The 23,533-nt window shown below is 36.4% G+C and carries 25 protein-coding genes; 5 read left to right on the forward strand and 20 right to left on the reverse strand.

The features are described from left to right. Window positions 1–62: 62 nt before the first annotated feature. From IQI_RS03485 to IQI_RS03525, 9 genes are all read right to left on the reverse strand, one after another. Window positions 63–350 carry a YokU family protein gene (locus IQI_RS03485; protein WP_064091338.1) on the reverse strand — a complete coding sequence of 96 codons (288 nt, stop codon included), beginning with the start codon at window positions 348–350 and terminating at the stop codon, window positions 63–65. Next, on the reverse strand, window positions 343–1,761 hold the full coding sequence (gene kamA, locus IQI_RS03490) for a lysine 2,3-aminomutase (protein WP_064091339.1): 1,419 nt from the start codon (window positions 1,759–1,761) through the stop codon (window positions 343–345). Before kamA ends, IQI_RS03485 begins: the two co-directional genes overlap by 8 nt. Window positions 1,762–1,854: 93 nt before the next feature. Beyond that, the gene (gene ablB / locus IQI_RS03495; protein WP_064091340.1) at window positions 1,855–2,697 is read right to left on the reverse strand and encodes a putative beta-lysine N-acetyltransferase; all 843 of its coding nucleotides are present in this window, start codon (window positions 2,695–2,697) and stop codon (window positions 1,855–1,857) included. A gap of 136 nt (window positions 2,698–2,833) precedes the next feature. Then, window positions 2,834–3,943: an oxidoreductase gene (locus tag IQI_RS03500; protein WP_064091341.1), complete on the reverse strand. Its 1,110-nt coding sequence runs from the start codon at window positions 3,941–3,943 to the stop codon at window positions 2,834–2,836. Between the two features lie 606 nt (window positions 3,944–4,549). Further along, a complete protein-coding gene (locus IQI_RS03505) occupies window positions 4,550–5,971 on the reverse strand; it encodes an aldehyde dehydrogenase family protein (RefSeq protein WP_064091342.1) in 1,422 nt (473 codons plus the stop codon). 71 nt (window positions 5,972–6,042) lie between these two features. Further along, a complete protein-coding gene (locus tag IQI_RS03510; RefSeq protein WP_064091343.1) occupies window positions 6,043–7,305 on the reverse strand; it encodes a peptidase in 1,263 nt (420 codons plus the stop codon). Between the two features lie 23 nt (window positions 7,306–7,328). Further along, window positions 7,329–7,991 (reverse strand): 3-oxoacid CoA-transferase subunit B, encoded by a 663-nt coding sequence (locus tag IQI_RS03515; RefSeq protein ID WP_064091344.1) that lies wholly within the window; start codon window positions 7,989–7,991, stop codon window positions 7,329–7,331. Then, entirely contained in the window at window positions 7,970–8,668 is a 699-nt protein-coding gene (locus IQI_RS03520; protein ID WP_064091345.1) for a 3-oxoacid CoA-transferase subunit A, read from the reverse strand. Before IQI_RS03520 ends, IQI_RS03515 begins: the two co-directional genes overlap by 22 nt. After that, a complete protein-coding gene (locus IQI_RS03525) occupies window positions 8,665–9,987 on the reverse strand; it encodes an aspartate aminotransferase family protein (protein ID WP_064091346.1) in 1,323 nt (440 codons plus the stop codon). Before IQI_RS03525 ends, IQI_RS03520 begins: the two co-directional genes overlap by 4 nt. Before the next feature lie 451 nt (window positions 9,988–10,438). Between IQI_RS03525 and IQI_RS03530 the strand changes: the two genes are divergently transcribed. Next, the gene (locus IQI_RS03530) at window positions 10,439–12,238 is read left to right on the forward strand and encodes a methyl-accepting chemotaxis protein (RefSeq protein WP_156509827.1); all 1,800 of its coding nucleotides are present in this window, start codon (window positions 10,439–10,441) and stop codon (window positions 12,236–12,238) included. A 72-nt stretch (window positions 12,239–12,310) separates the two neighbouring features. On the opposite strand, the gene IQI_RS20220 is transcribed toward IQI_RS03530, so the two are convergent. Continuing rightward, window positions 12,311–12,451 (reverse strand): YjcZ family sporulation protein, encoded by a 141-nt coding sequence (locus IQI_RS20220; RefSeq protein ID WP_408006914.1) that lies wholly within the window; start codon window positions 12,449–12,451, stop codon window positions 12,311–12,313. A gap of 163 nt (window positions 12,452–12,614) precedes the next feature. Between IQI_RS20220 and IQI_RS03535 the strand changes: the two genes are divergently transcribed. Beyond that, window positions 12,615–13,193 (forward strand): DUF502 domain-containing protein, encoded by a 579-nt coding sequence (locus IQI_RS03535; protein ID WP_064091347.1) that lies wholly within the window; start codon window positions 12,615–12,617, stop codon window positions 13,191–13,193. A gap of 141 nt (window positions 13,194–13,334) precedes the next feature. On the opposite strand, the gene IQI_RS03540 is transcribed toward IQI_RS03535, so the two are convergent. The 4 genes from IQI_RS03540 to rsgA all read right to left on the reverse strand — a co-directional run bounded on the left by IQI_RS03540 (window position 13,335) and on the right by rsgA (window position 16,138). After that, the gene (locus IQI_RS03540; protein WP_064091348.1) at window positions 13,335–13,835 is read right to left on the reverse strand and encodes a PTS sugar transporter subunit IIA; all 501 of its coding nucleotides are present in this window, start codon (window positions 13,833–13,835) and stop codon (window positions 13,335–13,337) included. 92 nt (window positions 13,836–13,927) lie between these two features. Beyond that, a complete protein-coding gene (msrB, locus tag IQI_RS03545; RefSeq protein WP_064091349.1) occupies window positions 13,928–14,350 on the reverse strand; it encodes a peptide-methionine (R)-S-oxide reductase MsrB in 423 nt (140 codons plus the stop codon). Further along, a complete protein-coding gene (gene msrA, locus IQI_RS03550) occupies window positions 14,343–14,888 on the reverse strand; it encodes a peptide-methionine (S)-S-oxide reductase MsrA (RefSeq protein WP_064091350.1) in 546 nt (181 codons plus the stop codon). Before msrA ends, msrB begins: the two co-directional genes overlap by 8 nt. 209 nt (window positions 14,889–15,097) lie before the next feature. Further along, a complete protein-coding gene (rsgA, locus tag IQI_RS03555; RefSeq protein ID WP_231893373.1) occupies window positions 15,098–16,138 on the reverse strand; it encodes a ribosome small subunit-dependent GTPase A in 1,041 nt (346 codons plus the stop codon). 331 nt (window positions 16,139–16,469) lie between these two features. On the opposite strand from rsgA, the gene IQI_RS03560 reads away from it, so the two are divergent. Then, window positions 16,470–17,210, forward strand: coding sequence for a DUF4397 domain-containing protein (locus IQI_RS03560; protein ID WP_064091351.1), 741 nt, complete (start codon window positions 16,470–16,472; stop codon window positions 17,208–17,210). Between the two features lie 72 nt (window positions 17,211–17,282). On the opposite strand, the gene IQI_RS03565 is transcribed toward IQI_RS03560, so the two are convergent. The 3 genes from IQI_RS03565 to IQI_RS03575 all read right to left on the reverse strand — a co-directional run bounded on the left by IQI_RS03565 (window position 17,283) and on the right by IQI_RS03575 (window position 19,809). Then, on the reverse strand, window positions 17,283–17,870 hold the full coding sequence (locus IQI_RS03565; protein WP_064091352.1) for a YpmS family protein: 588 nt from the start codon (window positions 17,868–17,870) through the stop codon (window positions 17,283–17,285). After that, window positions 17,867–18,697: an SGNH/GDSL hydrolase family protein gene (locus IQI_RS03570; RefSeq protein WP_064091353.1), complete on the reverse strand. Its 831-nt coding sequence runs from the start codon at window positions 18,695–18,697 to the stop codon at window positions 17,867–17,869. The genes IQI_RS03565 and IQI_RS03570 overlap by 4 nt, the downstream gene beginning before the upstream one ends. A 134-nt stretch (window positions 18,698–18,831) precedes the next feature. Continuing rightward, window positions 18,832–19,809, reverse strand: coding sequence for a nucleoside hydrolase (locus IQI_RS03575; RefSeq protein WP_231893374.1), 978 nt, complete (start codon window positions 19,807–19,809; stop codon window positions 18,832–18,834). A gap of 128 nt (window positions 19,810–19,937) precedes the next feature. On the opposite strand from IQI_RS03575, the gene IQI_RS03580 reads away from it, so the two are divergent. Next, window positions 19,938–20,423, forward strand: coding sequence for a PCYCGC motif-containing (lipo)protein (locus IQI_RS03580; protein WP_064091355.1), 486 nt, complete (start codon window positions 19,938–19,940; stop codon window positions 20,421–20,423). A gap of 192 nt (window positions 20,424–20,615) precedes the next feature. On the opposite strand, the gene IQI_RS03585 is transcribed toward IQI_RS03580, so the two are convergent. The 3 genes from IQI_RS03585 to IQI_RS03595 all read right to left on the reverse strand — a co-directional run bounded on the left by IQI_RS03585 (window position 20,616) and on the right by IQI_RS03595 (window position 22,631). Next, window positions 20,616–21,458, reverse strand: a complete 843-nt coding sequence (locus tag IQI_RS03585; RefSeq protein ID WP_064091356.1) for a DegV family protein — start codon at window positions 21,456–21,458, stop codon at window positions 20,616–20,618. A gap of 161 nt (window positions 21,459–21,619) precedes the next feature. Then, a complete protein-coding gene (locus IQI_RS03590) occupies window positions 21,620–21,871 on the reverse strand; it encodes a DUF2535 family protein (protein WP_064091357.1) in 252 nt (83 codons plus the stop codon). A gap of 109 nt (window positions 21,872–21,980) precedes the next feature. Then, the gene (locus tag IQI_RS03595; RefSeq protein WP_064091358.1) at window positions 21,981–22,631 is read right to left on the reverse strand and encodes an SOS response-associated peptidase; all 651 of its coding nucleotides are present in this window, start codon (window positions 22,629–22,631) and stop codon (window positions 21,981–21,983) included. A 229-nt stretch (window positions 22,632–22,860) separates the two neighbouring features. Here IQI_RS03595 and trhA point away from each other — a divergent pair, with 229 nt between their 5' ends. Further along, window positions 22,861–23,499, forward strand: a complete 639-nt coding sequence (gene trhA / locus IQI_RS03600; protein WP_064091371.1) for a PAQR family membrane homeostasis protein TrhA — start codon at window positions 22,861–22,863, stop codon at window positions 23,497–23,499. Window positions 23,500–23,533: the final 34 nt, after the last annotated feature.

The following is a 23,533-nucleotide window of genomic DNA, read 5'->3' on the forward strand; positions in this document are numbered from 1 at the left end:
GTTTGTTCACTTCTTTAGTAAAGGATAGCGGATGAATGAGAATTCGTAAAGTATCGCCTCTTTCAAAAGCGAAAATAATTTCTCTTCAGCATTCGAGGCAGCTTCATTAATTCTTTATGGGTAATGACTTTTTCGATTTGACTTGTGTCCACAAGCATCAATTGATCCTCTATTTCTCCAATGACCTGTTCTTCCTGATAATTCATCCTGCACTCTTCACAGCTTACACTAGGTACATCTGTAATTTGAATAGCACGTGTACCACAAGGGAGCTCCCAATAGACAGGTAAAATGGTTTCCATGGCTGCTTCACTATTACACCACTCACAACGTTTATCATTCTTATCCATTAATAGATTCTTCCTTATTATCATTCTCTTTTTTCATCTTTGAAAGGATAGACTTATGTTTTTTTTCTTTTAACTGATCTCGTTTACCTCTAAAATCTTTTAGAGAGTTGTGTTCCGGGTCCTCTTCATATTCCTTCCTGCGTTCCAACCGTTTTAAACCTGCAGGAGTTAGGGAGGAGTGGGTTTGATTCATCAGACCTGCAATTCCAATGGTTGGTTCTTTTATCTCCTCATCGTGATATACCTCTTTGAAGTACTCATCTGCTCTACCTGAAACGTATTGATCTGGTTCTGGATAAGTCGAGATAACGCCTTCAAAATTCCGAACCACTACTTTGGAGGCACTTTGGGATATGAGGTAATTCGGTTGAAGAGAGATTTTGCCTCCACCACCAGGTGCATCTAAAACAAATGTAGGAACGGCATATCCGGATGTATGCCCTCTTAGGCCTTCAATAATTTCTAATCCTTTAGATACAGGAGCTCTAAAGTGCCCAATTCCTTCAGATAAATCACATTGATAAATATAATATGGTCGAACTCGAATCTTGACTAAATCATGCATGAGCTTTTTCATTATCGGTACGCTATCGTTAATTCCCGCCAAAATTACCGCTTGATTTCCTACAGGGACACCTGCATTCACCAACATTTCACATGCCTTTTTGGATTCTTCTGTGATTTCAATCGAGGTATTAAAATGAGTGTTTAACCAAACAGGGTGATACTTTTTGAGAATATTACATAAGTTTTCTGTGATTCTTTGTGGAAATACAACAGGTGCTCTTGTCCCAATGCGAATAATTTCAACATGAGGAATTTCTCGTAGGTTCTTTAAAATATATTCAAGGATTTGGTCATTAATTAAAAGCCCGTCGCCCCCAGATAATAGAACATCCCTGACACTCGGTGTCTCTCTAATATATTCTATTGCTGCATCTAATTGCTTCTTAGGTACACCCATTCCAATTTGTCCGGAGAATCGTCTCCTCGTACAATATCGGCAATACATGGAACATTGATTCGTTACAAGGAATAAGACTCGATCAGGGTATCGATGTGTCAATCCAGGTACAGGTGAATCTTCATCTTCATGTAATGGATCCTCGAGGTCGAATTTCGTTTTATGAAGCTCTTGACCAATGGGTACAGATTGCATTCGAATCGGACACCTGGAATCATCTTCATTCATAAGCCAGGCGTAGTAAGGCGTAATATTCAAAGGAATGGTTTTGGTGGAAATTTTGACTCCTTCTTCTTCTTCAGGAGTTAAATTGACAACTTTCTTCAAATCATCAAGAGTTCGAATGGTATTGGTCAGCTGCCAAAGCCAATTATCCCATTGTTCTTCCGATACATTTTTCCAAAGCTCAATATCCTTCCAATGTCTTTTAGGTTTATATAAATTCATCTTCACCCTCAACACCAACTTTCGAAAGATTATCTTTCTTTACATAATTTTGATGTCCTCTATGTTAGCCTATGAATGAAAGTACAATTAGGTTTAGGATTCTATGCTTAAGTTTTTTTCCCAAATATTCATATCTTCGATTTTATCGAAAATGAAACAGTTGTTTGCCAACCTTCCTCTATACTGATAATCAAGCTGATGAAATACAGCATTCATTCCATAAGATAATGCCCTTGCAATGGTGTATGCACAATATATTCCCCGTTCTATCAACTCTTGTTCTAACCGAGCTAACAAATGTTTCATATAGCCTCCTTTTCGATATGAAATTCGTGTAGCACAATCAGTAAGCTCAGCGTTATTGTAGGTAGTGGATATTTCTGCTGATGCAGCACTAATAATCTTCCCATCACGCTGAATATAGGCAAAGATTGTCCCACTTTTCATTGCATCCTTAATATACTCAGGATTATGCAAAGGGACTGGATAAATGGGGAATACCTCTTGATATAAGTCTGCCAAAAGTTCGGCCTGCTCTTGTCCCGCAATCAAAACATTTATAAAACTTGATTGCAATTTCTTTTGTTTACCAGCAGCTTGAACAGCTTGAAGGATTTCATCTTCTTTGACCCAATACATGCTATTTCTTCTTTCAGTTGTCAGAAACTTACTCATAAACAAAACTTGATTTCCGTTAAAATATTCATTTACCTGCCCTTCCTTGATAAAACCCCTTTCCAAAAAAAAATCACTCTGGAGGGCTCTGGCTTTAATGATGATTTTCTCATAATGCTGACCATTCAATTCATTTCCTAAGTACTCCATCATACTGAGGATATTCCCTCTTACATCATCGACACGAAGTCTTTGATTAAACAAATCTTTATAAATAGTCGCACAAAAGGTTGGTTGTGTTACATATTCATAACTCTGCATCAATAAGCACCCTTTTTTATCAACATATGAACATTAAAGGGAAGTTATGAAACAAACCTTTACAAAAAGGAACAACCTTTATGAAAAATAGGTTGTTCCTTTTTGGGAGTTGCTTTTTTTCTGATTTAAAATGCAGTTATTGTACGATATTCATTTGTAATTCTAGATCTTTTACTTTTGCCTGAGGCAGTAGAATTTTTTCAAAATCAAATTCTTTTAGGTCCATACCTTGGCGTACCTTATTTGGTAAGTCTGGATTAGCTAAAGCGCTTGTACCTAATGATACTAAATCAGCCTGATGCTCTTCTAATAATTTTTCTGCTTTATTAGGATCACCTAATTTACCGTTAGCGATAACCGGAAGTTTCCCGAAATCTTTAGCTGCCTGTGCCAACGTTCTCGAATTCTCTCCGAATGCAGGGACTGTGGCATCGCCATCAGTAACATGAATATAGTCTAAAGAACTCTTACCTAATTGAGAGAAAATATATTCTGCCTCGTTTTCCCCTTCAGCCCATTTATGATTCGGATCAGCTACTTTGATTTGAGATATACGAATTCCAACCATATATTCAGGGCCAACTGCTTTTCGAATGTTTTCGATAATTTCTAGTACAATACGCAGTCGATTTTCTTTAGAGCCACCATATTGATCTTCACGATGGTTCAAATAATCAGTTAAGAATTGATCTAACAAGTACCCATTTGCACCATGAATTTCCACGCCATCAAATCCAGCTTCCATAGAGCGGATAGCACTTTGGACGAATGCATCTTTTACTTGTTCAATATCTTGTTCAGTCATATCTTTAGGTGTTTGGAATGGACCAGAGCCACCATAGAACCCTAATTGTTCACCCTTTGGAGGAATACCTGAAGGGGATATCGTTTCATTTGTATAAGCATTCCCTTGACTTTGACCACCTGCGTGCATAAGCTGTGCAATCATTAAAGAATCATGGTTATGAACTGCGTCTACTACTTGTTTCCATGCCTGTAAATGTTCATCTTGAGCAAGTCCAGGTTGATCGTCATAGCCTTGACTATAACTATGGTCTATATAAATTCCTTCTGAGATTATGGCACTAAATCCACCTTTAGCATAACGTTCATAATATTTTTGCATGGTTTCATTAGCTCTACCGTCTGGTTCTGCACTAATTCGTGTCATTGGAGCAACAACATATCGGTTACTAAATGTATTATCTTTAATTACTGTATTAGAAAATAGGCTTTCATGATTCAACCAAAAACATCCTTTCTTTATTTAACTTAGATATGCATCTTAATGGATATATATCTTTAATTCAAAGTTTTTGCTTGTTACATAATTTTCGTTAAATAGGTTAACTTAAAATCTCAAAAACATGTACGCTTTTTAATGGTATTAAAACTCAATGATGTAAACTTGTCACTTAACTGAAAAGCCATCCTCCAAATTAGCTAAGGTCTATTTACAGTATTGTTTGGAACACTATAATGACATCCTTTCTAGCATCCTCTCAAAAAACACTGATTTATTGGCTAGTTTGTTTGTTTAAACATACGGGTGAATTGATGTGAAAATAAAGAAAAGAGGTGGAATTAGCATGCTAATTCCACCGACAAAAACTATGTTTTTTTGTGTTTGTGACTAATATTCCCAGTCATCTATAGAATGTGATGGTCACAAATTATTCTTTTGAGGAATTAGGAGAGTGCTGAGATCCGGAAACGAAGCTTCGGGGGCTTGTCCCCCCTTCCGCTGGAAAACCGGATGGATTCCCTTCACCATCCAGTAATAACTGGTTGACAGAGCCATTAGCAGATCTCATGTTAGAATACATAAACCTGTAAAAAATGAGCCCATTAATTAATTCAGTTTAAAACTTACCAGCTTTAATTCAGTCATTTCTTCAACTGCATATTGAATTCCTTCTCTTCCCATGCCACTATTTTTCACTCCTCCATAAGGCATATGATCCACCCGGAAGGTTGGAATATCATTAATCATAACTCCTCCTACTTCCAGCTGTTGAGCAGCTGCAAACGCACGCCCAACATGATTCGTAAATACACCTGCTTGAAGACCGTATTGTGAATCATTTACATTCTTTATCGCTTCTTCAAAAGTTTCAAAGGAATTAATATGAACGACCGGAGCAAAAACCTCTTCACAAGACACCTTTGTGGATAGGGGGGCATCAGCCAGGACAGTTGGGATGAGCATATAATCCTGCTTCTCACCTCCATATAATAGTTCTGCTCCTTCTTTCTTTGCTTCATTAATCCAATTTAGTGCTCTATCAATATCATCTGGGGAAATCATAGCTGATACGTCTGTTTCTTCATTCAAAGGGTTTCCTAAAGTTAACTTTTTTGTTTCCGAAATAAATCGTTCCTTAAATTCTTCGATGATATCCTCATGAACAAAGATTCTTTGTACAGAAATGCAAACCTGTCCTTGATACACGAAAGAACCCGTTACAATTCGCGGAACAATTTCTGAAAGGTTAGTATCTTTATCTACAATCACCGCAGAATTCGATCCTAATTCAAGGGTAACTCGTTTTAATCCAGCCTCTTCCCTGATTTTCGTCCCCACTTCGGGACTACCTGTAAAGGTGATCATTTTAACCTCTGAGCTTTTTGTCAACACTGAGCCAACTGTACTCCCACTTCCTGTTATGACGTTAAGAGCCCCTTCTGGTAAACCTGCTTCGTGAAAATATTGAGCAATTTTATAGGCGGAGAGTGGAGTCTGACTAGCTGGTTTTAACACCACGGCATTACCTGCTGCTATGGCAGGACCAACCTTATGGGCAACCAAATTCATGGGGAAATTAAAAGGAGTTATCGCTCCAATAACGCCTAGCGGTTCTTTAACCGTATAAGCAACTCTTCCTTCTCCACCAGGAGCTGCATCCATTGGTATCGATTCTCCATACAATTTCCTTGCTTCCTGGGAGGCAAATTTGTAAGTCATAATAGTACGGTCTACTTCACCTCTTGCTGCTTTTAACGGTTTTGAAGCTTCTTTGGCTATCAACTCAGCACATTCTTCTTTATTTTTCTCTAACCTGTGAACCACACCTTCTAAGATGTCTGCACGTTTATGTGCAGGAAGTTCCTTCAATTTTTTAAAGCCTTCTCTTGCACTTTCTATTGCGTTTTTCACTTGTTCATGAGAAGCTTTCGCAACCTCACAAATGATTTCTTGATCATAAGGAGATTTAAGTAGATGATAATCAGTTGCTTCGACATATTCTCCATTTATCCATAAATGCTGTTTCATTTCCTTTTCCTCCTTATTAAAATTCCCACATTCGTTTACATTGATTCTTTACCCTCTTTTTACCCTAAATATCACTCCTTATTACACCAATCTATAATGAACAATGAAAGGATTTCAGCTGTCTGAAAGATTCGCTCTAATTCAATATATTCGTTTGTATCATGGGCCATTTCTGTCGTTCCAGGACCAAATACGACAACAGGGATCTTCCCTCCCTGTGAAAGAATGCCTCCATCTGTTCCCCATGGAGAAGCTTCAATAATTGGAGTTGCCGATAGTACACGTTTATAGTGATGCAGCAATTCCTGCACTAATTCATGTTCGGGAGATAAATCTCCAGGCTGCCAACGTCCACCAAACCATTTAATGTCCACTGGATGTTGTTCAAACCAAGGATCAGAATCTTTTAGCTTCTCCAGACAAGATGTAAATTCCTTTTCTACTTCTGGTAACGTTTCCCATGGACCTACACCTACCCTGCCTTCAATCACAGCTGTATCTGGGACTGAAGAAGGCCATTTACCACTGTCTATTCTCCCAACGTTAATTGGAAGCGGGATAGGGGTCCTTTTATAAAGAGAATCTTTCACACGGCTGTTTCTCTCATCTTCTAATTTTTGGAGTGCATGAATGACTTTATAAGCTTTTTCAATGGCATTGACCCCTTCGTATCTTGTACCACCATGGGCAGATTTCCCTTTTACCGTTAAACGAAACCACATAGACCCCTGTTGTTTGGGGAAAATTTTCATGTTGGTTGGTTCTGGAATGATCGCCGCATCCGCTGTATATCCTCTCATTAAAGCAGCTAATGTACCTGTCCCTCCACTTTCTTCTTCAATGACACTTTGAAAGATAATGTCACCCTTTATAGGAATATTTAACTCAATTATTACCTCCATTGCAAGAAGAAGTGCCGTTGTTCCACCTTTCATATCAGTTGAGCCTCTACCGTATAGTTTTCCATTCTTGACAACTCCACTAAATGGATGGTCGATCCAATTTTGTTTATCACCCTCAGGTACAACATCAATATGACCATTTAGGATCAAACTTTTTCCTTTCCCATTTCCTGAATAAACACCTACAACATTTGGATTACCGGTAAAATCCACTCGATCGCAGCGATAGAATGGATGGTCTTTCAGTTTGTTCTCTTCAACTTCCCAAATATCAAGCTTCAAACCTAGCTCTCTACACTTCTCAATAATAATGGCTTGAGCATTGAATTCGTTTCCCCTAATACTATCTTCTTGGACTAGTTTTTGAAGAAATTCGATGGTTGCTTTCTTTTTTTCTTCTATACTTTTTTTTATGAGATGCTGGATATCCATTTGGTTTCCTCCTCTCTCAGGTATTAGTCTATATAGGCTAGGTTTGGACAAATCATGTAGTTAGCCTCTGTTGAATCTTTTATATCTTGTAAAGAAAACGGTTTAAATACTTCTTTTAGGATTAACTGATTTTGATCCATTGAAAATACAGCACGGTCAGTAATAATCATCGATATACATTTTTTAGCCGTTAGGGGGAGAGTACATTCCTTTACTATTTTACTATTTCCGTACTTGTCTAGATGTGTCATCAATACAATAACTCTAGATGCTTTTGTAGCTAATTCTGTTGCTCCACCCATCCCAGGAACCTTTTTTCCAGGAATAATCCAATTCGCCAGATCACCTTCTTCACTAACCTGTAATGATCCAAGAATCGTTAAGTCTATTTTCCCTCTACGAATCATGGCAAATGCAATCGAACTATCTGTGTAACAACCTCCTTTATTTAATGAAACTGGAAACCCTCCTGCATTGCATAAGTTTCCATTTTCATTACCTGGTCGAGGAGCCGGTCCTATGCCTATAATTCCATTCTCAGAGTGAAAAATAACAGGATAGTGGGATGGGAGATGATTAGGGACTAATGAAGGAATCCCTATCCCAAGGTTTACTACCATATTTTCTTTCACCTCTAAAGAAGCTCGCTTTGCCAACTTATTTTTCATTTCATCTCCCAAACCCATTCCCAGTCGACTCCTTTTGAACGAACAATATGATCAACAAACACACCTGAAGTGACAATTTCTTCAGGATCAAGTTCCCCAATTCCAACTACCTCTTCTGCCTCCACAATCGTAATATCTGCAGCCATAGCTACTAGTGGATTAGTATTCCTTGCACTCTTGTCATATATGAGATTGCCAAATGAGTCAGCTTTTTTAGCGTAAACAATTCCTACATCCGCTACTAAAGAGGATTCAAACAAATAGCGTTCACCGTTGGCTACAAGGATTTCTTTGCCCTTATTTAGATAGGGGTCTTCTACTCCAATTTCTGTAACGATTCCCTTTATTCCAACTCCACCAGCACGAATCCTTTCAGCTAAAATCCCTTGAGGGGAAAATTCCACTTCTAATTTCCCTTCACTCATTAATTGACCAGCAATAGGGTTTGAACCAATATGCGATGCAATCACTTTCTTTACTCTGTTTTGTGCGATTAATTGACCAATACCAATATGTGGGAAACCAGTATCATTTCCGATAATCGTTAAGTCCAAATATCCCCATTCTATTAGATGAGTAAGAATACTTGGAGGAGTGCCGACTCCTCCAAATCCTCCAAACATTAACGTCATACCATCATAAAAAAAGGACCTTATATCAGCATAGCTCCTTACCTTACTGTGATGAGAAGTCATTCTATTTTCTCCTTCCAATCCTCATCTAACATTTGAAAAGTACTATTTAACCTATGAATCATTTCTACTAAATCATCTTTGGAGGAGTTTAATGGAGGCGAAAGGATAATAGCTGATCCCTTTCTCCCGTCAATCCCTGCAGCTGCTGGGTATAATAAAATGCCGTTTTCGATTCCCTTTTTTACAACTAATGAAGTAAATACACTTCCTAGTTCTTGTTTTTTTTGAAACTCTATTCCTAACATTAATCCTTTTCCCCTAATGTCTAATATAAAAGGAAAACGTTTTTTCAATTTTTCTAATTGATTCTTTAAAAACATCCCTTTTTTTTCAACCTCTAAAATGATTCCTTCTGTATCTATTAACTTTAAAACAGCCAGTGCAGCAGATGAAGATAATGGATTGCCACTAAATGTATGGCCACTCATAACCACTTTCGATCCGCCAGTTATTGGCTCCATAACTTTTTCAGAAATAAGGGTGGCTGCAATGGGAGCATAGCCTGCGCTTAAGCCTTTACCAATGGCTACAATGTCTGCCTTTACTCCCCAATGCTCTAATGCTAAAAATGTTCCAGTTCTGCCACAGCCAGTCATGACTTCATCAGAAATAAACAAAATCTCATTCTTCTCACAAATTTCTTTAATTCGTGGATAGTATTCCTTAGGTGGTGTAATGACACCACCAGCTGCACCAATAATAGGTTCTGCGATAAATGCTGCTATGTTCTCTGAGCCAATTCTAGAAATCATTGTCTCGAGCTGTGTCGCACAAACAAGTTCGCATGTTGGATACGCTTTACCAAAAGGACAGTGTACACAATAGGGTGGCTCTATTGTTGGCCAATCTCCCAGATGAGAATCAAATCGCTCTCTCCTGACAGGGTGTCCTGAAGCCGATAAGGCTCCAAAAGTAATCCCATGATAACTTAACCACCTTGATAATATTTTTCTTTTTAAAGGTCTCCCTTTTTCTTGCCAATGCTGGATAGCAATCTTAATCGCCGTTTCTACTGCCTCAGAACCACTATTGACAAAAAAACTCCAAGGGTATTCGGTTTTCTCATGAAGGAAGGCTGCTAAATCCTCCGCCGGCTTATTACTAAATTGAGAGCGGTAGACAAATGCAACTTTACTTCCTTGATTTAATATAGTTTGAAGGATTTCTTCCATCCCATGACCTAAATTTGCCGTAACAGCTCCTGAACAAGCATCTAAATATTCTTTACCACTCGTATCATATAAATAAATTCCCTTACCGTAATCAATAATTGGATATTGTTCTCCAATCATAGGTTTTATTAAATGTGTATGAGGCATAATACCCCCTCCTAAAAGAATCTATTGCATTCTTTCTTTTCGATTCGATCCTCTAGGTGAAAATAAAGTTTCTCTTACTCTCATTTATATGATTTTAAAATCGAATCTTTCTTTCGTTTTTAAGAAAAATCTAATCACAAAAGGATATTACACCCTTTCCTCGGATGATTTGCCACCTCCTTGCTGTATTTCCGGGAGGCGACTAGACTTGTAAAAAATTGCATCTTTGTGATTTTTCATAAACAAATATTAAACTTCTCCGATATAAAATGAAGACGAGACTTTCTTGGATGAAGTGTGGAATTTCAGGATTTTATAATATTTGATAAAATTCTAAAAAATTCGACACAAAGTATACAAATTAACTAGATTAATTAGTTCGATATGTATAAAATAATGTTAAGTTCATCCATTCATGCTACTTTTTGCTTAATTTCAGGGGGGGAACACGGTGAAAAAGAAGATAGAAATGCCTAAATTCATGAAAACAAGGGAGAATAAAAAGAAAAAGAAGAAGGAAAGACCTAAAAAAAACAGTGGTTTTTTTAGTTACTTTCGTACTATTCGCGGAAAAGTGGTTCTTTCATTCGGTTTATTAACCATTGTCCTACTAGTATTAGCCTCAACTTCATATTTCAATATGATGAAACTTGAAAGCGAAATTGATACATTAATTAATTACGATATGCAGGTTGATACAAAAGTTAAGGATTTATCAAAAGTGTTGAATGATATTGAAATCGGAGAGCAAGGTTTTGTAATAACTGGGAAAACAGGGTTCTTAGCACCTTACGGAAACGGAAAAAATCAAATCGAAGATCATTTTAAAGAATTGAAAACGTTATTAAAAGGTGATCCCGAACAGATTGAAAGACTCGACAAAATTGAGAAACAATATGAATTTTGGATTCAATTTGTCGATAGAGTTATTGAAACAAGGAAAGATAAAGGATTAGAGAAAGCGGCAACACTTGTGGAATCAGGTACAGGGGAAAAATACTTAAGTGGAATTCGTTCTTATGTAGAAATGATCGTAATTGATCAACAAGAAGATTTGAACAATAGGATTGACTCCCTTCACCAGCAGGTTCTCTTATCTAAAATTGTGACCATTAGCTTATCCATTTTTGCTGTCATTTTGGCTATATTCTTTGGAATTATTTTATCTAATAATATTAAAACGAATGTAAAAAAAATCAGTCAATCGATTTTAGAAATTGCCAATGCAGGTGGAGATTTAACCAAACGAATCCATGTTAAATCTAAAGATGAATTGGCAGGCTTAGCCTCTGATACAAACCAATTAATTGAAGGTATCGCTATTCTAGTGAAACAAGTTTCAGAAATGGCAGAAAATGTATCCGCCAGTAGCCAAGAGCTGTTGGCCTCTGCTGAGGAAACTTCAAGAACCATTACTTCTATTGCGGAAACATCCAGTGAAATTGCTGCTGGTAGTGACCAGACCACGATGAGGATGTCCAATTCATTAGATAAAATGAATAGTTTAGAAGAAGCAGCTCGTTTCTTGTTCGATCAAGCAGACCTTGTCCGTAATACAGCTCTTGATATGAGAGCTGTTGCTGAGAAAGGTGGTAAAACGGTTCAAGCTTCCTCCTCTAAAATGATGAGTATTGAAGAAACCATGGCTAACACAAGTGAAACCGTAGAAGCATTAGGAAAGCGTTCTTCTCAAATTACAACCATTATAGGTACTATTACAGAGATCGCAGAGCAAACAAATTTATTAGCACTTAATGCAGCTATTGAAGCCGCTCGTGCCGGTGAGCATGGCAGAGGGTTTGCCGTTGTAGCTGATGAAGTCAGAAAATTAGCAGAACAGTCTCAAAATGCAGCTAAAGGTGTAACAGAGATTGTTCATAGTATTCAAGAAGAAGTGAATGTCATCATTAAGCAAAACTCAGATGGGGTCAAAGAGGTTATTGCAGGTGTAGAAATAACCAATGAAACCAATGCTTCACTTGAAGATATATTAAATCAAACAAACAAAACCACAGTTGTGGTAAACGAAATGGTTGATCATATTCAATCTACTTTAAACCTTAGCCAGGAAGTCGCTACTTCCTTTGCTCATGTGAACGAAATTGCTGAAGCTACGGCAGCGAACACAGAAACTACTGCAGCTGCATCCGAGGAAGGTTCAGCGGCCATGGAGCAAGTTACAGCCAGCGCATCTGAACTATCACAACAAGCAGAGAAATTGAAAGAACTTGTTTCAAGTTTTAAAATTTAACAGGCATAGAAAGGGAGCTGTCAAAGAATGGTGACAGCCCCCTTTTCTATTAATAAATGTCCATCTTAATAGTTACTTCCCGCAGAAACATACAGCTCCAATGATAATCAACAGAATAAATAATACAACGATTAACGCAAAATTGTTATATCCTGCAGCAGGATAAGCGTAGCCACCTTGATAGCATGGATCACATCCGTAATGCATACCTATCACTCCTCTTTTTTTCTAATTCTTTACCAATATATGATAAATACCTAAAATGGTTTGGGCTTTTACCTAATTATCTTTTCGACTCTCTTTTATCCTAACAAACTTTTCTATATACTAATGTTATGTGTTTTAAGAACACGAAAAAGTAAGGAGTCATGCAGAAATGAAATGGTTTATCAAGTCCTTTATTAATGGTGTACTGACCATCGTTCCTATTGGACTCGTGGTTTATGTTGTATATAAAATATTTTTCTTCTTAGATGGATTGTTAGGAAATGTATTAAAGCCCTACCTTGATGAAAATTACATTCCCGGGATTGGAATTTTATCAACCATTATCCTTTTAACTTTCTTAGGGTGGTTGTCAACTCGGTTTATTTCTGGAGCAATCATTCGTTTATTAGACCGACTGTTACGAAAAATCCCCTTTGTAAAGACGATTTATTCCGTGATCAAGGACACTATTCATTCTTTCATAGGAGAGAGAAAATCATTTTCCAAGGTTGCCCTTGTACAAATGCCAGGAACGACGATGAAGTGCTTAGGGTTTATTACAACAGAAAATCTTGAGGGCTTACATAGCCATCTTACGGATCATGTTGCTGTTTACATTCCTCAAACCTTTCAAGTTGACGGGATCACGTTTATTATCCCTAAAAAAGATATTGAAATTCTTAATATTAACCCTGAGGAAGCAATGAAATTCATACTATCTGGTGGAATGACTACTACAAAAAAGTAGAATTTTCATAAAAAGTCACCTTGAGTCCCTTACTTTACTTAAGTAAGGGACTTATGTTTAATTGTTTAGAGGAACTACTTGTGGATAAAAAGACAAAAAAAAGAGTATACAACCAAAATGGTGTATACCCTTTTTCATATTTTACTTTGATGTCACTTCAAATACTTCATCTTGACCGGCCGTTACTTGAGTAGCTTCCTTTTTAATCAATTCAGCCATGCTGTCACCGTTTGTTAAGATGATAGGTGTAATCGTACTTTTTGCTTTTTCATTTACAAGGTCTAAATCAAACGTAATCAACGTGTCACCAGTTTTAACCTTAGCCCCTTCTGATACATGAGCTTTAAAGCCTTCACCTTCCATTGAAACGGTTTCAAGCCCAATATGAATTAATATTTCCGCGCCATTTTTCGCTCTTATACCAACAGCATGTTTAGTAGGGAATAATTGCATAATTTCTCCATCTACCGGAGATACAACTATCCCTTCCGTAGGGTCGATCGCCATACCATCGCCCATCATTCTTTCAGAAAAGACTGGATCTGGAACCTCTTCAAGAGGCTTAACAGTACCTGTTAAAGGTGAAATCCCATTGATCGTCTTTGGAGCTTCTTCTTTTTTCCCAAACAATTTTTTTAACATATTTTTTCACCTTCCTATTCAGTTATATACACAAAACAGCTTTTAACTAAACATAGGATCTTATTACAAACCAGATGTGATTTTATGAAAATCTAAAATAATTTTTTATATTTCCCATATCCTTCTTCTTCAAGCTTGCTATATGGTATGAATCGTAAAGCGGCAGAATTGATACAATATCGAAGGTTCGACGGACCTGGACCATCATCAAAGACATGACCTAAATGTGAGTCTGCCGTTTTGCTTCTCACTTCTGTTCTCACCATGAAGTGACTTTTATCCTGTTTTTCCTCTATTTCCTCTAAGTTAATGGGCTTTGTAAAACTTGGCCACCCACATCCTGCATCATATTTATCCTTAGAGCTGAATAATGCTTCTCCCGAAACAATATCAACATAAATTCCATCCTCAAATGTATTCCAGTATTCATTTTTAAATGGAGGCTCTGTTCCATTATTTTGTGTGACTTCATATTGTTCAGAGGTCAGTTTCTTTTTTAATTCATCTTTATTCATTTTGATTCCCCCAGTGCTTTTCGATAAATGCTACTCTTCCGGATCCTTTACTGTATCGATTATAGTGTGAAGGGTTTTTCTTATAATAATCTTGATGATACTCTTCAGCTGGATAAAACTCACTTGCGGGCAGTATTTTGGTAACGATAGGATTTTTAAATATACCTGAATCAATAACTTTTTGTTTAGAGTCCTCTGCTAATTGCTTTTGCTCTTCGTTATGAAAAAAGATGACGGTTTTATAGGAATGTCCTCTATCAAAAAATTGACCACCAGGATCTGTTGGATCAATTTGTTGCCAATACATTTCCAATAATTTTTCATAAGGGAATATCGAAGGATCATATAGAATCTGCACAGCTTCATAATGTCCCGTTGTTTCTGAACAAACTTCTCGGTAGGTTGGATTTGGCACTGTACCTCCTGTGTAGCCTGAAATCACACTATGAATTCCCGGTTCCTCATCAAACGGTTTCACCATGCACCAAAAACACCCACCTGCAAATGTAGCTTTTTGTATGTTTGAAGCTCCTGACATTCTCCTCATCCTTTCAAGATCATTCTCTTACACTATTCCCTTTGTCTGAGATTTTAACGCATTAGTGATATAAAGGTAAACCATAACGCTTTCTTTATACTAAAAAATTCATATTTGCTCTATGGTAAATTAAAAAGGCACTTTTTTCAAAGGTTGTGCAATTTAAGACATAGAAAAAGAGACCCATAGAAGGACCTCTTTTATAAAAGTTATTTCAATTTTCTTTGCTTCACAGCGCTTTTCCATTTCTTTCGCTCTAAAGATTCTAATCGTTTATTGCCCTTACGTTCCATATAAGCAATTTCCCGCTGCAATTTTTGATAATGTTCGAATCGTTCCCTAGTTAGGTTGTTTAATTCGATGGCTTCTTTTATGCTACATCCCGGTTCGTCCACATGACTGCAATCATTAAACTTACATCCAAGTGCTAGTTCTTCTATGTCATTAAATTGAGTAGATAGACCTTCTTGCCCTTGCCACATTTGAATTTCCCTCATGCCTGGAGTGTCGATTATAGACGTTCCATTCTCTAACAGAAATAACTCCCGGTGAGTAGTCGTATGTCTCCCCTTATCATCTGCTTCTCTTACCTCTTTTGTAATTTGTTCTTCTCTTCCTAACAAAAGGTTGGTTAAGGTTGATTTCCCTACTCCTGAAGAACCAACCAGAGCTACGGTTTTTCCCATTTGCAAATATGGTTGTAAATCTTGTATTCCTTCCATGTTAACAGAGCTGATAGTGTGAACCTTAACTCCTCCTAATGCATTTTCTACTTCTCTTTTCTTATCCTCTACGTTCGTGCACGTATCTGATTTAGTAAGAACTATAACGGGATTTGCGCCACTTTCCCAGCAAAGAAGTAAATATCGTTCTATTCTGTTAACATTTAAATCGTCATTTAGTGAAGAAAGAATAAATACAGTATCAATATTTGTTGCAATAATTTGCTCCTCAGCCTCTAATCCAGCCTTTTTCCTTGAAAATTTACTATTCCGAGGCAATACCCTTTCAATTAAACCGCCTTCTTCACTAAGAAGAACCCAATCACCAACCGCTGGCAAGTCATCACGTTTCACTGTTTGAAATCGGAGTTTTCCTGAAATTTTACTAAGCAATTCATTTTCACTGGTCATAACCATAAACGATCCTTTTTGCTCTGTCACTACTCTTCCAAGCTTATAACCTTTTAAATCAATGTCCGTTAATGAGTCTTCCATTGTTTGAAATAACATGTTTCTGCTGTTCTTCAATTCATTTCCTCCTAAAATAAAAAAGATTCGTTGGTGTAATCTACACGCCAACGAATCTTTTAGAGGAAAAAATTACCAGCATAAAAAGATTAGACCAATCCGCTAAAGTTAAGGTGACGTGTAGAAACTTCTATATACAATTGATTGATTTGATTATTGTTCAATCGTTTCATAACACATCACCTACCTTCTCATTTGTATTTTTATTATCCTTCATTTCTAAGCAAATTTCAAGGTGATTTTCTGATTTTTTAAAAAAATAGGTTTTTTCACCATTTTTTAGTCTTTGCATAATTTATTGTGTTAATAAAGTTTAAAGGAGAGAAATGTAATGAGCCAACATGCTTATTTAAATAAGGCAGCGATATACAATTTATTATCTGACTACTATAAGTATTCTAACCCTTCCTTACACACCCATTATTATCATAAACATCTGAAGTATATGAAATTAGCCTTGCAAGCACAGCGGGCCGATATGACAATGTCAAGTCAGCCATCCTATGTACGTGTTCTTCATGCAGTACCTGATGCACCAAATGTAGACGTATATGTGAATGGAAACCGTGTATTAAAAGACGTTGCCTTTAAAGATGTAAGTGATTATTTAACCTTGCCAGCCGGCAAATACCATATAGATATTTATCCAGCCGGTACAAGTGTAACAACCGTTATTAGCAAAAAAGTAAAGATTGATCCTGGAAAAGTATATACACTTGCCGCAGTTGGAAGTGGAGAAAAATTACAACTTTTACCCTATATAGATGATCCAAGTGTCCCAAGTGGGGAAACAAAGGTAAAGTTTATTCATCTCTCTCCTGACGCTCCGGCCGTGGATATTGCAGTAAAAGGCGGAGATGTTATATTCTCTAATATAGCATTTAAACAAGCTTCCGATTACTTAACCTTAACCCCAATGACTGTTAACTTAGAAGCACGGGTAGCCGGAAGTAAAAACACGGTTCTAAGCGTACCTAATGTCCAACTTAAAGCAAATCAAGCTTATACCATTATTGCCGTTGGATTTGCGAATGGGACACCTGAATTAGAAGCGATACTACTTAAAGGGTAAAGCATTGCATATAAAAGTGAAGTAGCAACAGTCATAAAAAAGAGTGACCAAAAATTTGGTCACTCTTTTCCATTATTGTGCACGGTCTACTGGAACTAATAATCTAAAAGCGATATTATCTTCTTTTAGGTTAAATTCTTTTGCTCTTACTTTAATATCACTTTTCAGCTTCATATTCTGTAACGATACATAAATTAATTCATCATTAGGTTGGATTTTCACCCAATCTGGAAATTCATATGAATCTCTAATTACTTTCAAAACGTAAGAAACTGGTAAATTTAACGAACCTACTGAAATGGATTTCTGCTTAAGGAGAATGTCTCCATTTTCTAACGCTTTTGGTTCAAAGGATAGTTTAAAGTCTAAGTTTGAAGTGAAAACTGGTACAGTACCAAGTAACTCAACTTCATCTTTTAGCTGGACCTTATAATTAACTGGACCCCTAAGACCTTCCTCTTCAATATAATGCTCAATGATGAGGTTAAGGTCACGTTTGTTCGTCTGAACATCAAAACCAACCTCTCGATTGACCTTTTCATTATTTTTAGGTAATGTATCATCTTTTATAGGAGTGAAAATCATGGATAAAATGATGATTAGTCCAATTAACACAGCTCCCAGTAATACAAAAAAACCTACCTTCCACTTGTTCTTCATGATGATTGCTCCTCTTCGTCTAACAATTTCTTTCTATTTGTTAACGTAGCTAATGTTTCCCCATTTGTGAGTTCAATAAACATACGGTCGGCGATCATCTTATATCCTTCATCATTAGGATGAAAATAATCGTCATATAACAAGGTATCTCCTGTGTTAATAAATAAATCATCGATCTCAACGAATAATGTCTTGTCATAATCATTTAATACCTCTTGGCTGGCACGGTTCCAATCATGAATGATTTGATCTACTTCTTGCACATCAGAAAACCATGTATTAAATGGGTTGTACAATCCAACAAGTACAATACCAGCTTCAGGATTTTCGTTTCTAATGGTTTCAAGAATCTCATTTAAGCGAGATTGATATTGTCGTTTTTCATCTTCAAAGACATCTAATCGCAAGTTTGAAAGATTCTCTCGGAAAATTTTCATAACATCATTTCCACCAATTGTAATAAAGACTACGTCTGAATCTCGAATAGATGCTTTTACATCTTTTTTCTTGATTCTCTTTAATAATTGGTCTGTTCGGTTTCCTCTTACACCGTAGTTATGAAACTCTGCATCTTTTATTCCTTCTAAAGTTTCAAGCTGTTTTTCAATATACGGAACATATCCACCTTTTTCCGTACTATCACCAACTCCTTGAGTCAAGGAATCTCCAATTGATACAATGTTTAAATTCTTTGGTACAAAGGATTCGTTTGGATCTTCTTTATCCCACAATGATACTTCTCTTGTAATATGTTCAGCTGCTTCTTCTAAAGAGCACCCCGACATGAGTAAAACAAAAGCGAGCATGAGGATTGATAATTTTTTCATGTACTTCACCTCGCTTACTATTTATTCATATTATATCACGCTTTAATACTGGCGAAACCTATGTAAAGAAAACATTATGATGATGTAAAATAAGAAGAGGAAGAAATTCACTTCCTCAAATGAAAGAATATGCCTTAACGAGATGGACCTGATTGTAATGTAGAAAATACCTCCCTTATAAACTGTTGGTAATTAAACTGTTTAGCTATTTTATGAATTCGCCAATTTACTTTTTCTTCAGACTTTCTAAAATCTCCAATGCTTTGCCCAAATGTGCATCCCGTATTGACTGCAACCCGTATTGGCGCTTCTATAAAATCTACTTTATCTCCATTTGCCAATGCCCATAATGCTAATAAATCATGGAGTGGGCTTCCTGAAATATCTGGATACGTTTTCTTATAAAATGAATAATAGTAATCGACCATCGGCTTTATGATTTGACCTACTTTATCTCCTTTCTTCTTGTAATATTCATGGAGTTGATTGATCATTGCTGGAGTAATAATGGCAAACATGGTCACATCTAATGGAAGGAAATGTACTTTCTTTGGGGCAAGTTGAATAAGAAGGTTCGCGGCATATGGATCTCCATAGAAATTTGCTTCAGCAACTGGTGTTACATTTCCTGGAACATGGAATGCTCCTCCCATGACATAAAACTCTTTTACCTTTTTCATTGTTTCTGGGTATAGTACAAATGCTGTGGCCAAAGAGGTTAAACGACCTGCAGAGTAGATATAAAGTTCTCCAGCATACTTCTCTATTAAGCCGTTGATTTCGAAAAAATTCTCACTAATTTCATCTTCGTTCAATTCTATATTTTCAGGTATGATTGGACCCAGTCCTTCTAATCCATGAACTTCCGGATAAAATACTGGTGGGTGCCCCGTTAATGCAGATACAGCACCTCCAATCACTGGAATATCCGTAATTCCCGTTAAATTTTGCAAGAATTTTACATTGCGTAATGCATCTCGTTTTGATACATTCCCATAATCAGAAACAATTCCTACTATTTCAATTTCTTCACTATAATACGCATATAAAACAGCTACAATATCATCTATTCCGAAATCAGAGATGATGAGTACTTTTTTCTTTCCTGACAATGAGTCGTCCCCCATTCCCTCTTTTCGCTCATAAATATGACAGTTTATAGGCTATTTTATCTTTATGTATTATTCTCTTTAAAAAGAATGATACAATACAACTAGCTTAATTTAGAGAAGGTGAAAAGATGAAAAAGAGAGTGAAATTATTTGCCTCCAATATTGTTATCTTGATAATGGTTCTTGGTGGGTGTGCAAGTCAACAAGAAGAATCAATTCATGAAAAACATGAAACAATGGGTGGAGATATCCAGGAAGAAACACATTCTGTTGAGGACCTTCCAAATTTTCTTAATGATAAGGACGAAAATATGCAGTTGATCTACACTTCTGCTGCAAAGAGTGAAGAACTATTAAAATATATTCCTTGTTATTGTGGGTGCGGGGATTCAGCAGGACACGAGAATAATCTAAATTGTTTTGTACATGAAATAAAAGACGAAAAGATTGTATGGGATGATCATGGAACAAAATGTCAAGTTTGTATTGATATTGCTGCTGAGGCTATTGTTAAATACAATAAGGGACAAGCCATTAAAGATATACGAGATGACATTGATGCGAAGTATAAAGAAGGATATGCAAAGCCAACCCCAACTCCTATGCCTTCATAATATTTTTTCAGCAGGAGCCTCCCTGCTGATTTTTTATTTTGAAAGGCTCCATTCTTAAAGATTGTTTTCTATTTGGAAGAAGAAAGCAGCAGTTGATTTCCGTAACAGATTCTCGTAAATAAAAAAGACGAAAGAAATTTTCTTTCGTCTAAAAAATAATATGATTTCCTATATAGGAGGAAAACAAATATTTCAATCTGTATAATACATAAATCCGATAGCACCTATTCCAGTATGAGTACTTATAATAGGAGTTGTATAACTTATTTCAAACTCATCATAACCCGTCTTATCCATTATTTTTTCTTTAAGATTAGTGGCAAGTTCCATCCCATCTGCATGAACAAGGCCAACACCATGAATCGTTTTCCCCTTTACATCCTCAACAAATTGAGATGTTAAATATTTTACAACTTGGGAATGACTTCGCACTTTAGCCACTGGCGTGTATTCCCCTCCGTCCAATGACGCAATGGGTTTAATATTTAGTAATGAACCGATCATCGCCCTGCCTTTTCCGATTCTACCACCTTTAACAAGGTTTTCCAGAGTGTCCACAACGACAAATAACTTTGTCTTTTTACGAATGTTTTCAATCGCTTCAAGAATTTCTTCAAGGGACTTTCCTTGCTTTGCCAGCTTAGCTGCTTCTATCACTTGAAAAGCCAATCCTTTGGATATAAACCTTGAATCTACAACTGTAACATCAGAAGATGACATTTCAGCAGCAGATTGTGCTGACCTAACGGTACCACTCATATTCCCTGTCATGTGAATAGATAAAACTTTCGAGCCATCTTTTCCTAACTCATCATAAAGTTCTAAAAAAGTGCCTGCAGGTGGCTGAGAGCTTTTTGGCAATTCACTAGACGTTCTCATTTTCTCTAAAAAACTAGAAGGTGAAAGATCAATTCTATCTAAATATGTTTCTCCATTGATTGAAATTGATAGTGGAACAACGTGAATATCAAGTTCTTTTACTATTTCATCGGTTAAGTCTACTGTTGAATCTGTTACAATGTTAATTTTAGTCAATTTAGCCACATCCTATCTACCATATCAATAGTATTATATCGTTAAATGAAAAGGAATCAAACAGATAGTATAGAATTCTCTAACTTATTATGTTTATTGGAAAACGAAAAAGTCTGATCCACGACAACCTATTGGTTTATGGATCAGCTCCCCTTTTAGTCTTATGCATTAAACTTTAATTCTTCAGTTTTATAAATCTCTTCATATTCTGACCATTTTGTCGTTTTCTTTATGTACTCTCTAAAATTGTACGTTGTTTTAGTCAGGTTTTGTGTCACAATTTTTGTGATAAATGATTGCAGTTTAAGGTTCACTCTAAAATAGAGCGGGTTTTCTTCTTTTAAGACAGGTACTTCCAAGATTTTGACTTTCCTTCCATACTTTGATTTGAACTCAATGGTTTTTGTCAGCAAAGTATCAATCCTCTTTTTTCACCCGTTTATGCTTTTATTATACCCTATTTACAACTGCATAAATTGTCTAATCCTGCAACAATTTTAAAATTTTATTGACCTTTTTTCCTTAAACAGGCACAAGACATTCTATTGTGTCATTTTTAGGAGAATTCACAATGGATGATACCATATAGCTGTTCATATGCTCGGGTTCAAGTGGTTTTAATAGTGATGAAGCCTCTTCAAATGTATATTTCTCTGTATTGAGCCATTTTTCAATATCATCATTATTTGTTAACATAACAGGCATTCTTTCATGGACAGGATTCACAAGAGAATTTGCTGATGTTGTTAAAATGGTAGACGAAGTTGCCTCTCCATTTCGGTCCCATAAACCTGCAAATACAAATGGCTGTTCTTTTTTTAATCGAAATCGAAAAGGCACCTTTTGATTCCGTTCTCTCTTCCACTCATAAAATCCATCTGCAAAGACGATCATTCTTTTTGAGTGTACTAGACTCTTAAAGCTCGGCTTTTCCAACAGGGTTTCACTACGGGCATTTATCAATGGCTTCCATTTGTTTTGATTAGCCCAACTCGGGATAAGCCCCCAAGTTATTTTTCCTGCTTTTCGTTTCCCTTTGTGTGAAATAAGAGAGAACACTTTTTGGGTTGGAGCAATATTATATCTTGGTCTCCAGTCATCCATCAGTTCATCAATTAAGTATTGCTGAACAAGCTCTTCTAATGGTGTGGTCAATGAGAACCTTCCACACATGTTTATCACCTCTTATGAATGAAATACGAACTTATCTTTATATGAAGGATACCTAAATACTTAGTCCTAATCAAGAACAAGAGTAAAGTGATGAACCTCATTATACTTTAACCCTTTAACAGGATAATGATTGCACAAAACAAGGAAGAGGATTATGATAATAATTGTAGAATAACATTCGATGCTTGGTCACACTTTCATAGATGAATATAGAAAGGATGAGGGTTCTTTGACATATGATTTTGATTTTTCTAATTGGAAGGAAGAAATAGCTAACGCCATTACCCATGGAATTGGACTGCTTTTAAGCATACCTGCGCTGGTCATGCTGATCATATTCGCAGTAGACAAGGGGTCTGCCTGGCACATCGTGAGTTTTTCCATTTTTGGTGCATCCATGATTCTCTTGTATTTATTTTCCACACTTCTACATAGTTTCAAGCCTTCTAAGGTAAAGAATCTATTTGCCATATTGGATCACTCAGCTATATATATACTGATTGCGGGAACTTATACACCTTTTATGCTGGTCAGTGTCAGAAGTCCGCTAGGGTGGACATTATTTGGAGTTGTTTGGGGACTAGCGATAATTGGTATTGTGTTTAAATGTTATTTTGTACAACGATATCAAGTCATTTCAACTCTCTTCTATCTTATTATGGGTTGGCTTGTCATAATCGCCATAAAACCACTCTATATAAGTTTAACTGGAACAGGTTTTGCTCTTCTTTTAACAGGTGGAATTATGTATTCCATCGGTGCCATCTTCTATGTATGGAACAAACTACCTTATAATCACGCAATATGGCATTTATTTGTATTAGCTGGTAGCAGCTTTATGTATTTTTGCATATTGTTTTATGTCTAAATAACAGCAAACATAAAAAGGCGAACTCATTAGC

The organism is Rossellomorea aquimaris TF-12, assembly GCF_001648555.1.
In the GTDB taxonomy this organism is placed as follows: domain Bacteria; phylum Bacillota; class Bacilli; order Bacillales; family Bacillaceae_B; genus Rossellomorea; species Rossellomorea aquimaris.

Coding starts and splice junctions, on each gene's coding strand:
- IQI_RS03485 (WP_064091338.1), bottom strand. CDS start 350: ATGGATAAGAATGATAAACGTTGTGAGTGGTGTAATAGTGAAGCAGCC.
- kamA (WP_064091339.1), bottom strand. CDS start 1,761: ATGAATTTATATAAACCTAAAAGACATTGGAAGGATATTGAGCTTTGG.
- ablB (WP_064091340.1), bottom strand. CDS start 2,697: ATGCAGAGTTATGAATATGTAACACAACCAACCTTTTGTGCGACTATT.
- IQI_RS03505 (WP_064091342.1), bottom strand. CDS start 5,971: ATGAAACAGCATTTATGGATAAATGGAGAATATGTCGAAGCAACTGAT.
- IQI_RS03510 (WP_064091343.1), bottom strand. CDS start 7,305: ATGGATATCCAGCATCTCATAAAAAAAAGTATAGAAGAAAAAAAGAAA.
- IQI_RS03515 (WP_064091344.1), bottom strand. CDS start 7,991: ATGGGTTTGGGAGATGAAATGAAAAATAAGTTGGCAAAGCGAGCTTCT.
- IQI_RS03520 (WP_064091345.1), bottom strand. CDS start 8,668: ATGACTTCTCATCACAGTAAGGTAAGGAGCTATGCTGATATAAGGTCC.
- IQI_RS03525 (WP_064091346.1), bottom strand. CDS start 9,987: ATGCCTCATACACATTTAATAAAACCTATGATTGGAGAACAATATCCA.
- IQI_RS03535 (WP_064091347.1), top strand. CDS start 12,615: ATGAAATGGTTTATCAAGTCCTTTATTAATGGTGTACTGACCATCGTT.
- IQI_RS03540 (WP_064091348.1), bottom strand. CDS start 13,835: ATGTTAAAAAAATTGTTTGGGAAAAAAGAAGAAGCTCCAAAGACGATC.
- msrB (WP_064091349.1), bottom strand. CDS start 14,350: ATGAATAAAGATGAATTAAAAAAGAAACTGACCTCTGAACAATATGAA.
- msrA (WP_064091350.1), bottom strand. CDS start 14,888: ATGTCAGGAGCTTCAAACATACAAAAAGCTACATTTGCAGGTGGGTGT.
- IQI_RS03560 (WP_064091351.1), top strand. CDS start 16,470: ATGAGCCAACATGCTTATTTAAATAAGGCAGCGATATACAATTTATTA.
- IQI_RS03565 (WP_064091352.1), bottom strand. CDS start 17,870: ATGAAGAACAAGTGGAAGGTAGGTTTTTTTGTATTACTGGGAGCTGTG.
- IQI_RS03570 (WP_064091353.1), bottom strand. CDS start 18,697: ATGAAAAAATTATCAATCCTCATGCTCGCTTTTGTTTTACTCATGTCG.
- IQI_RS03580 (WP_064091355.1), top strand. CDS start 19,938: ATGAAAAAGAGAGTGAAATTATTTGCCTCCAATATTGTTATCTTGATA.
- IQI_RS03595 (WP_064091358.1), bottom strand. CDS start 22,631: ATGTGTGGAAGGTTCTCATTGACCACACCATTAGAAGAGCTTGTTCAG.